Annotated in this window: 7 protein-coding genes; 2 read left to right on the plus strand and 5 right to left on the minus strand. The window is 44.4% G+C overall.

The genetic code is table 11. The features are described from left to right. Positions 1-378: 378 nt before the first annotated feature. Entirely contained in the window at positions 379-516 is a 138-nt protein-coding gene (locus ACVBIU_RS12770; RefSeq protein ID WP_447161200.1) for a hypothetical protein, read from the plus strand. Here the strand turns inward: ACVBIU_RS12770 and tadA are convergent. The 4 genes from tadA to guaB form a co-directional block, all read right to left on the minus strand. Beyond that, positions 506-1,027, minus strand: a complete 522-nt coding sequence (tadA, locus tag ACVBIU_RS12775; RefSeq protein WP_447163903.1) for a tRNA adenosine(34) deaminase TadA — start codon at positions 1,025-1,027, stop codon at positions 506-508. The genes ACVBIU_RS12770 and tadA overlap by 11 nt on opposite strands. Positions 1,028-1,277: 250 nt before the next feature. Further along, positions 1,278-3,215, minus strand: a complete 1,938-nt coding sequence (locus ACVBIU_RS12780; RefSeq protein ID WP_447163902.1) for an acyltransferase family protein — start codon at positions 3,213-3,215, stop codon at positions 1,278-1,280. A gap of 162 nt (positions 3,216-3,377) precedes the next feature. After that, positions 3,378-4,955: a glutamine-hydrolyzing GMP synthase gene (gene guaA, locus ACVBIU_RS12785; protein ID WP_447163901.1), complete on the minus strand. Its 1,578-nt coding sequence runs from the start codon at positions 4,953-4,955 to the stop codon at positions 3,378-3,380. Between the two features lie 121 nt (positions 4,956-5,076). Beyond that, positions 5,077-6,549 (minus strand): IMP dehydrogenase, encoded by a 1,473-nt coding sequence (gene guaB / locus ACVBIU_RS12790; protein ID WP_447163900.1) that lies wholly within the window; start codon positions 6,547-6,549, stop codon positions 5,077-5,079. A gap of 120 nt (positions 6,550-6,669) precedes the next feature. Between guaB and xseA the strand changes: the two genes are divergently transcribed. Then, positions 6,670-8,007, plus strand: a complete 1,338-nt coding sequence (xseA, locus tag ACVBIU_RS12795) for an exodeoxyribonuclease VII large subunit (protein ID WP_447163899.1) — start codon at positions 6,670-6,672, stop codon at positions 8,005-8,007. 1,420 nt (positions 8,008-9,427) lie between these two features. Here xseA and ACVBIU_RS12800 read toward each other — a convergent pair. Then, positions 9,428-9,724, minus strand: coding sequence for a hypothetical protein (locus tag ACVBIU_RS12800; protein WP_447163898.1), 297 nt, complete (start codon positions 9,722-9,724; stop codon positions 9,428-9,430). Positions 9,725-9,754: the final 30 nt, after the last annotated feature.

A 9,754-nucleotide genomic window follows, 5' to 3' on the forward strand; every position in this document is an offset into this window, starting at 1 on the left:
CCAATAAACAGCCTTGAGCGTATAAACAGCCTTGAGCCAATAAACAGCCCTGAGCCAATAAACAGCCCTGAGCGTATAAACAGCCTTGAGCCAATAAACAGCCTTTTACAAATTAACAGCCCTGCTCAGTAAAACTCGTCAGCAAAAGTCAGATATCGGCTTAAACTCAATCAAACACTTCATTTAATCAAAGATTAATAACACTCACGTAGACTTTTACACTACAACTTGATAAACCTAAATTAAGATAAGGTACATTGCTTAATCTCTCTCATTTAGGGAGATTAATAATACAATTAAACAGTGAATAAAAGATTAGCCAGCATCAACAACACCCATTTAAGAAATGTCTACCGCATCAATGTAAGTGAGGCAAATATGAGAAAAAGAACAATTAACAATGTTGCAGCGCGTCGTCGTAGTCAATTGAAAACACGCCACCAAAAAGTACTGAATAGACAAAAGCAGTTTTTTGTTTTTATTAAACCCGCAGAAGATGCGTTTTTTAACCCTTAGCATCAGACTGTAAAGCCTGCTGTTTGGCTAGCGCCTTGGCCACTTTGATCTCTTTTCTACGGCGCCTAAAAAAAGCACTGAGCTGCTCGCTACACTCAGTTTCAAGCACGCCTGATGTAACATCAACCTGATGATTAAACGCGCTATGACGCACAATATCGATAACCGTACCAGCAGCGCCGGTTTTTTCATCTTTAGCACCAAAGACCAATCGACCCACTCTTGAATGCACAATAGCCCCAGCGCACATGGCACAGGGTTCTAAAGTTACGTACAGGGTGGTATCGAGTAAACGGTAGTTCTGCATTATCTGCCCGGCTTGGCGCAAACACTGCATTTCGGCATGGGCGCTAGGATCATGCAAACCGATACTAAAGTTAAAACCAGCACTGACAACGTCACCGTCTTTAACCAGTACCGCGCCGACTGGTACTTCGCCTCTCTCTTCCGCCTTTATTGCCATATCCATCGCCATCTTCATGAAATGAATATCTTGCTGCTCTTGTGACAATTTACGCCCCTAACCTTTATCTAAAACCTATAAATACTGCTAACCGTACTATTTAAAATCTTAGCTTGATTGCATGAGGCGCGATTATATCAAGCTTTAAACCCTTCGAGTTATCTATCGGTAATTTTCATCACACTCTGGTGCTAGAGACTAGGCTCTAATACTAGGATTTAAATACTAGCTCTAGATACTAGCCTCAAAATATCAGCCTCAAAATATTATGGGTGACATCAATCGCACAAATAAGCCACTAGATACTGCCTAGCCACTTTACCTCATCAACTCGCTCGCCAAAAAACATCGCCCCCGCCACAGTATGATGGCCATAGTCATAGAAGTACTTCTGGTAGTCATCATCAATAGCGTAGCAAGTTTGCTTATGTTTATTACAAACATAATCCATTCGGTCTAACAGAGTCACGCGAGGGTATTTGTCTGCAAGCGTAGTAAGAGTGTGGTTGGCTTCTTGAGTAAACAACTTAACCTCTCGGTGCGAGAACTGCTCAAAGTGCTTTTGATTAATCTTTGAGATATCTAAGCTTGAAATATTATTAGCCCCACGATCTTTTACTAAAAGATGGAACAGAAAGTCGGCATAAGTACGCTGACCAAACTCTTCAAATTCATAGATATTTTTTACTAAAATGGGTTTTTTATTATCTTTTATCAAACGCGTCACTAACGTTTCTATCTGCGGCAAATCCTGCGGTTTATACTGTGAGGCCAACATAATCGTATCGGCTAAGCGATAGTTAGGCGAACTAAAAAATGACTCATCGATATGACCGATTTCAGTGCCAAAGCGAGCTAATTGAAACTGCGCTAAACTCGCTTCACTGCTCGACAGCACGTTAAATAGATCTTTAGAGTGAGAGTTACCAACAATTAATAATCGTTGCCTGTCGTCATCAGCGTCAAACCACTGAGTTCTGTCATAGAGGTTCTTATCCACGCCGTAATCTTGGTTACCACTCAATGCGCGTAAATAGTCCCAACTATTTGCCCCCAACTCTCGGTTATCAGGCTGATAAGATTTAACCATTAGATCCAAATAAGCCTCGTTTGACCTATAGAGATGCTTACTATCCGCAATACCTGCCGCAACCACAAACAACGCAGTCAGTACGCCACCGCTGACAAAAATGAATTTGCGGCTAAAGGCCTGCTTATTTCTAAAAGGGATCTCGACAAAACGCCAGCTCAGATACGACAACACAACAACACCCAGACACAGCGATAGCATCAATTCATGAGAGGGTTCGGTAAAGCTGCGGTACTTTACCAATGCAAACACTGGTTGATGCCATAAATAAGCGCTATAGCTTATCAGGCCGACACCAACAAAAAGCTTGTAGCTTAAAAATCGCTGAACCCAAGTCCCTTGTTGAGCAAATACGATAATTAACACTGTACCAACGGTGGGAACTAAAGCATAAACGCTGGGAAAAGGGAGCCTTGAATCAAAGGTCAATACGGAAAATAAAATCAGCAGTAACCCAAATAGACTCACAAAATTATTAAGCTTTGGCGACATCCACTGGGGGAGCTCCTGCTGCTGATTTAAGAAAAAAGCCGCGAAAACGCCAATTAATAACTCCCAACCTCGGGTCGGTAACAAGTAAAAATTCGCTGTTGGTGCATTGTAAGCAGCCCACTGGGCTAACGATAAACTCAGCAGGAAAATAATCGCCAAAGCCCCAAGAATAACCCGTTTTCCTCTCCCCCATAGGAACATTAGCAGCAGCGGGAAAAAGATATAGTACTGCTCCTCAACCGCCAAACTCCATGTGTGCAGCAAAGGCTTGAGCTCAGCAGCTGTGTCAAAGTAATCACTTTCTAGCCAAAAAAGGATATTAGATGAAAACGTTGCAACGGCAATAATGCTTTGAAAGAAGTCCTTAAGATCCAGCGGCATTAACCAAAGCCAGGCAAAAGGAATACACACTAAGATCACGAAGAAGAGTACCGGTAAGATCCTTCTCGCCCGGCGTTCATAGAAATTAATAATACTAAATCGATTAGATTCAAGTTCAGTTAAAATAATGCTGGTGATCAAGTAACCACTGATCACAAAAAACACGTCTACCCCAACAAAGCCACCACTCAACGCGCTAAAGCCTGCATGAAACAAAATAACGGGGATCACCGCTAACGCTCTTAATCCATCTACTTCAGCTCTATAGCGCATAGGCAAACTCCTTTTAATACATATAAGTCCCTTTATTATTTATATTAGAAGCGTGACTAACTTTAGACAAATAATGCCCAATAAAAAAGCGCGCTCATATTGCTATGTGCGCGCCTTTCTCATCGGTATTAGTCTGAACGTTTTAGGGTTAGGCCTTAGCCTTTATTCCCATTCAATCGTTGCAGGTGGCTTACCAGAAATATCGTAAACCACACGTGAAATACCGTCGACTTCGTTAATGATGCGGTTAGATACACGACCTAGGAAATCATAAGGTAGATGTGCCCAATGCGCCGTCATAAAGTCGATAGTTTCTACCGCACGAAGCGATACAACCCAATCATACTTACGGCCATCGCCCATTACGCCAACTGAACGCACTGGTAAGAACACAGTAAATGCTTGGCTAACTTTGTTATACAGGTCAGCTTTGTGTAGCTCTTCGATGAAAATCGCATCGGCTAAACGTAGCAAGTCACAGTATTCTTTCTTCACTTCGCCTAGTACGCGCACACCAAGACCAGGTCCTGGGAACGGGTGACGATAAAGCATATTGTATGGCAGGCCTAATTCTAGACCAATCTTACGTACTTCATCTTTAAACAGTTCACGCAGTGGCTCAACCAGACCCATTTCCATATCATCTGGCAAACCGCCAACGTTATGGTGAGACTTAATGCAATGCGCTTTACCCGTTACGCTACCAGCAGACTCAATCACGTCTGGGTAGATAGTGCCTTGAGCAAGCCATTTAGCATTAACGCATTTCTTAGATTCTTCGTCGAAGATCTCAACAAATACGCGGCCAATGATCTTACGCTTAGCTTCAGGTTCCGCTTCGCCAGCCATTGCATCTAAGAAACGGTTTTCAGCGTCAACGTGAATGATGTTTAAACCAAAGTGGTCACCAAACATCTCCATCACTTGCTCAGCTTCGTTAAGACGTAGTAAGCCGTTATCAACAAACACACACGTTAACTTGTCACCAATCGCGCGGTGTAGCAGCATTGCCACCACAGATGAATCAACACCACCTGATAGACCTAGAATAACTTCGTCATCACCGATCTGTGCTTTTAAGCGCTCAATCGCATCTTCAATGATTGAAGCTGGTTTCCAGTTTGCAGCACAAGCACAAATTTCTAGCGCAAAATGTTCAAGCATGCGCTTACCTTGGCGAGTGTGAGTCACTTCAGGGTGGAACTGAACGCCGTAGAACTGCTTGTCTTCATTGGCCATAGCGGCAAACGGACACGTTTCAGTTTTAGCAACAGCAACAAAACCTTCTGGGATAGCAGACACTTTGTCGCCATGGCTCATCCACACGTCAAGTAGTGGCTTGCCCGTTTCGCTTACTGCGTCTTCAATGGCTTTGAAAAGTAAAGACTCAGTTTGCACTTCTACTTGTGCATAACCAAATTCACCTTCGCCAACGCCTTGAATTACTTTACCACCAAGCTGCTCAGACATGGTTTGCATGCCGTAACAGATCCCTAGAACAGGAACGCCAGCGTTAAACACATATTCTGGAGCGCGTGGTGAGTTCTCAGCGGTAACACTTTCTGGGCCACCGGCTAAGATAATGCCGTTGGGTGCAAATTCACGAATTTGCTCTTCAGAAACATCCCAAGCCCAAAGTTCACAATACACACCGATTTCACGAATACGACGGGCGATTAGCTGAGTGTATTGCGATCCAAAATCTAAAATGAGGATCTTATGCTCATGAATGTTGCTCATGGGGTACCTTATCTCTATTTTTTCATTGTTAACTAACCAAGCAGTGAGTGCTCTGCGGACCTTCTACTTGGCTTAATTTAAAGGCGACATCAACTGTCGCCTTTAATATCTAAAATACGAATTAAGAACGAGTGCTATAGTTAGGCGCTTCTTTGCTGATCGTTACATCGTGAACATGAGACTCGCCCATGCCAGCTGCAGTGATCTTCACAAATTCCGCTTTTTCATTTAGTTCTTTAATTGTTGCACAACCCGTTAGGCCCATACATGAACGTAAACCGCCCATGTGCTGGTGAATGATCTCTTTTAACTTACCTTTGTAAGCTACGCGACCTTCAATACCTTCAGGTACCAGCTTGTCTGCTGCGTTATCACTTTGGAAATAACGGTCAGACGAACCTTGAGTTTGTGTCATGGCGCCTAGTGAGCCCATACCGCGGTATGACTTATAAGCACGGCCGTTATATAACTCAGTTTCGCCCGGTGCTTCATCAGTACCAGCGAACATAGAGCCTGCCATGATACACGATGCGCCCGCTGCTAATGCTTTCGCTAAGTCACCAGAGAAGCGAATACCGCCATCGGCGATAACCGGAATATCAAGGTGCTTAACAGCAGCTGCGGCGTCAGATACTGCAGTAATTTGCGGTACGCCTACACCAGTTACGATACGTGTCGTACAGATTGACCCTGGACCAATACCCACTTTAACCGCGTTAACACCGGCTTCAACCAGTGCAAGTGCACCTTCAGCTGTCGCTACGTTGCCACCAACGATTTGTAAATCTGGATATTTAGCGCGAGTATCACGAATACGTTGTAAAACGCCTTCAGAATGCCCGTGCGATGAGTCAATAAGCAACACATCAACACCTGCTAGTACAAGTGCATCAACACGCTCTTCGTTACCAGGACCAGCGCCAACAGCTGCACCAACACGTAAACGACCTAACTCGTCTTTACATGCATTAGGCTTACGCTCTGCTTTTTGGAAGTCTTTTACAGTGATAAGACCTTTAAGCTTGAAGTTGTCGTCAACAACCAACACTTTCTCAACGCGGTGAGAATGCATTAGCTTTTGAACTTCATCAAGTTTAGTCCCTTCTAGTACGGTGACTAGACGATCTTTAGGTGTCATCACTTGATCAACCGTACGTGACCAGTCAGTGATAAAACGTACGTCACGGCCAGTAATAATACCCACTAATTCGTGTGCATCGTTGACGACTGGATAGCCAGCGAAACCATTTTTCTCAGTTAGCGCCTTAAGCTCGGCTAACGTCGTTGTAGGGGTCACGGTTACAGGCTGCTGAACGATGCCCGCTTCGTAAATTTTTACTTTGCGAACTTCTTCAGCTTGTTGCTCAATCGTCATGTTTTTATGAATAAAACCTAAGCCACCTTCTTGCGCAATCGCAATCGCTAAACGAGCTTCGGTAACGGTATCCATAGCAGCAGACACGATTGGAGTATTCAACTCAATCTTATTCGTCAGGCGTGTTTTTAACACAGCAGTATTTGGGAGGACGGTAGAGTGCGCTGGAACCAGCAACACATCATCAAAAGTTAACGCTTCTTTTTTCAATCTTAACATGCAACATCTCCCCAAGAGAGTAGGAATTAGAGGTGAAATATTGCGGCGAGATTATACCTTGCATATATGGGTTGGTAAATGGAAAATAGACACTAATTCGCATTTGTGTGTAAAAAAATTATGAAAAGCCCAAAAAACGATGTTTATACCGTCTCTCGCCTCAACGGCGAAGTTAGACAACTTTTAGAGGGGCAGCTTGGCCGAATTTGGCTAAATGCTGAAATTTCAAACTTTGCAGCGCCGGGCTCTGGCCACTGGTATTTAACCCTCAAAGATAATTTTTCACAAATTCGCTGCGCCATGTTTAAAGGCCGTAACCAGGCCGTGACCTTTCGCCCAGCGAACGGCCAACAGGTTTTAGTAAAAGGCAATATCAGTGTGTATGAGCCTCGCGGTGACTACCAACTGCTAATTGAATCTATGCTGCCTGCAGGTGATGGCCTGCTCGCCCAGCAATATGAAGCGTTAAAGATGAAGCTTGCCGCCGAGGGCTTATTTGCCAGCGACACTAAACGCCCACTGCCTGTAAATATCCAAAAAATCGGTGTGGTGACCTCACCTACTGGCGCTGCGATTCGCGATATTTTGCATGTACTGGCACGCCGCGACTCATCAATTGAAGTCATCATCTACCCCACTCCTGTACAAGGCACTGACGCCGCAAAAAGTATTTGCGATGCCATTAATCTGGCTAATGCCCGCAGCGAGGTAGACGTTTTACTGGTGACTCGCGGTGGTGGCTCACTCGAGGATTTATGGAGCTTTAATGACGAAGGTTTAGCCCACACTATTTATAACAGTGGTCTTCCGGTGGTATCAGCTGTTGGCCATGAAGTGGATATGACCATCAGTGATTATGTGGCCGATCTTCGCGCGCCAACGCCTTCTGCTGGCGCCGAGCTATTATCAAAAGATGCCGACAACAAAGCGCAAAAACTGTTATCACAGCTTTCACGCCTAAAGCAGGCTTGGCTGCATTACCAGTTAAAAAAGCAAAGCCAGCTACAGTCAACCGAGCACCGCCTGCAAAAGCAAGATCCGCAGCGCCGCCTACAGATGTATGAGCAAAGCTTCGATGAAATGCAGTTACGCTTACAGCAAGCCATGCAAACCAAGTTACATGCTTATACCTTAAAGCAGCAGAACTTAAGTAATCGCTTAGCGAATCAGTCACCACAACATCGACTTGACCTTGAAACCCAGCGTTTAAGTTATCTGAGCGCTAAGTTAAATAACGCCATGATTGATAAGTTAAAGATGAGTGAGCAGCGTCTCGTCCATCGAGCGCAGCAGTTAGACACTGTGAGCCCATTAGCCACATTAAGTCGTGGTTACAGCATAACCTTAACCGGTGAAGGTAAAGTGGTGCAATCACCGAGTGATACCCGTATTGGTGACACGCTAACTACGCGTCTGCGAGATGGTAGTGTGACTTCAACTGTGGTTGAGGTTAGCTAATAACCTTAGGGTTAAGCTCCGCTTGAAGGATAGCGGTTTAAACTTCGTTTGAACATTAACGTCGTGGCGCTTCGCACCACATCCGAGCTTACAGCGGTGAAGTTACATGCATTAGATACGGGCCTCATACTCCAATAAAAATCGCCTAACGGCTCAGATGGGTACTTGGTGTTATCTATAAGTGTCGTAACTCACTTTTGCCCCAAAACATGTTTACCTTCAAGTGAAGGCTGATTACATTTTTTGGGTAGTTGCTACGGGGAAGCGAGTTCTCAATTGTCGCTTTAGAGTTATCAATCGCCTGCAGCGGGTGCTGGACAGGACGTCCGAATGTCGTGTTCACATGGATGTGAAGGAACGACCTTATGTGCAGACACTGCTGCGAGACGCTGCAAGTACAATCCCTGTAAGCTCTGCGATGACAAACAACATCCATGTTTAAAGGCCAGTTCGGCATCCTGCCTCTCGTTCGAAGAGTATCTCTTTGAGATACCTCACCCTGAAACCGAAGCCCGCAGCTGTATCTACACGGGATAATTGGTGTGTTTATTAGGCCGTAGTGGTTTGCTATCTAGCTTGAAAATGCCCCAAAGTGTGTTTACCTAACGCATACATTTAGCATTTACATCTTTTTTTACAAAGCACTAATCTCACCTCGGAGCGCTGCGCTTTCACCAAGTTCACGGAGCTATAGCTAAAGATAAAGTTAACGATGAAGAGCTTAACAGGCCTCGATTGTTGCTCTTCTCCGTGATCTCCGTGTCCTCTGTGGTGAATAGCTTTTTCTCCAAAGTTGGTTAGCCTTCGAATGAAGGCTTAATTACATTTATTTTGGGTTGGTGTTACCAAGTAGAGTGTTTGAACTTATAGCTTCATGGCTATCAATCGCCTCCAGCGGGGTATGTACAGACACTGCTGAAGCACGCCTCAAGTACATCCTTGTAGGCTCAACGAAAACATCCCTGTTTTCGACGGCTTCATTCGTATCTGCACTGGTTAATTTTCTTCTTCGATTTGGGCTGAAGAGTTAGTTTTCTGACTTGAAAATGCCCCAAAGTTGGTTAGCCTTCGAATGAAGACTGATAACATTTATTTTGGGTAATTGATGTCTGTAGGTGCTCATGCGTAATCAATCTAAGAAAAAGAGTCGCTATATCTAAATAGAGCAAGTCTCACCACGGAGCGCTGCGCTTTCACCAAGTTCACGGAGGTAAAGATGAAGAGCTTTCACGGCCTCGGATATTGCTTTTCTTCGTGTCCTCTGTGTTCCAATAACATCCGTGTTTAACGGCCAGTTCTCTATCCCTAGCTCTCGCTTATTAGCACATGGCTTCGCCATATTCGCCGTGGTAAGCTACTTTTTGCCTAAAATGAGCCAATCTTCAAATGAATCCATAGCAATACTCAATCTAAATTTTAATCAATCTGCACTGTGCGCCTCGTCTTTATCGAGTAACTCCATTAGCCCAACTAAGGCGATGAACAGTACTGCTCCTACAGGCCAAACAATCCAGGTTACGCCCCAGCTCATCGTCCATAAGCTCCCCCCTAAGTAGATGGTAATCAATAATGGCCAGTAGAATGCTGCCAGCTTTTTGAACTGTGCCCGTAAAGTCGTATTTTTTGTTGCCTTTAGCCCTCCCATAAGGCAACAAAAAAGGAACCCTAGGGTGTAATGCCGTTCACTTAAGGTGAACGGCATTTTTATTTTTGGCATACCGTTGAGGCCTTGGTTTTACTGTTCTGG

The organism is Shewanella sp. 30m-14 (assembly GCF_052977125.1).

Coding starts and splice junctions, on each gene's coding strand:
- ACVBIU_RS12770 (WP_447161200.1), top strand. CDS start 379: ATGAGAAAAAGAACAATTAACAATGTTGCAGCGCGTCGTCGTAGTCAA.
- ACVBIU_RS12780 (WP_447163902.1), bottom strand. CDS start 3,215: ATGCGCTATAGAGCTGAAGTAGATGGATTAAGAGCGTTAGCGGTGATC.
- guaA (WP_447163901.1), bottom strand. CDS start 4,955: ATGAGCAACATTCATGAGCATAAGATCCTCATTTTAGATTTTGGATCG.
- guaB (WP_447163900.1), bottom strand. CDS start 6,549: ATGTTAAGATTGAAAAAAGAAGCGTTAACTTTTGATGATGTGTTGCTG.
- xseA (WP_447163899.1), top strand. CDS start 6,670: ATGAAAAGCCCAAAAAACGATGTTTATACCGTCTCTCGCCTCAACGGC.
- ACVBIU_RS12800 (WP_447163898.1), bottom strand. CDS start 9,724: ATGCCAAAAATAAAAATGCCGTTCACCTTAAGTGAACGGCATTACACC.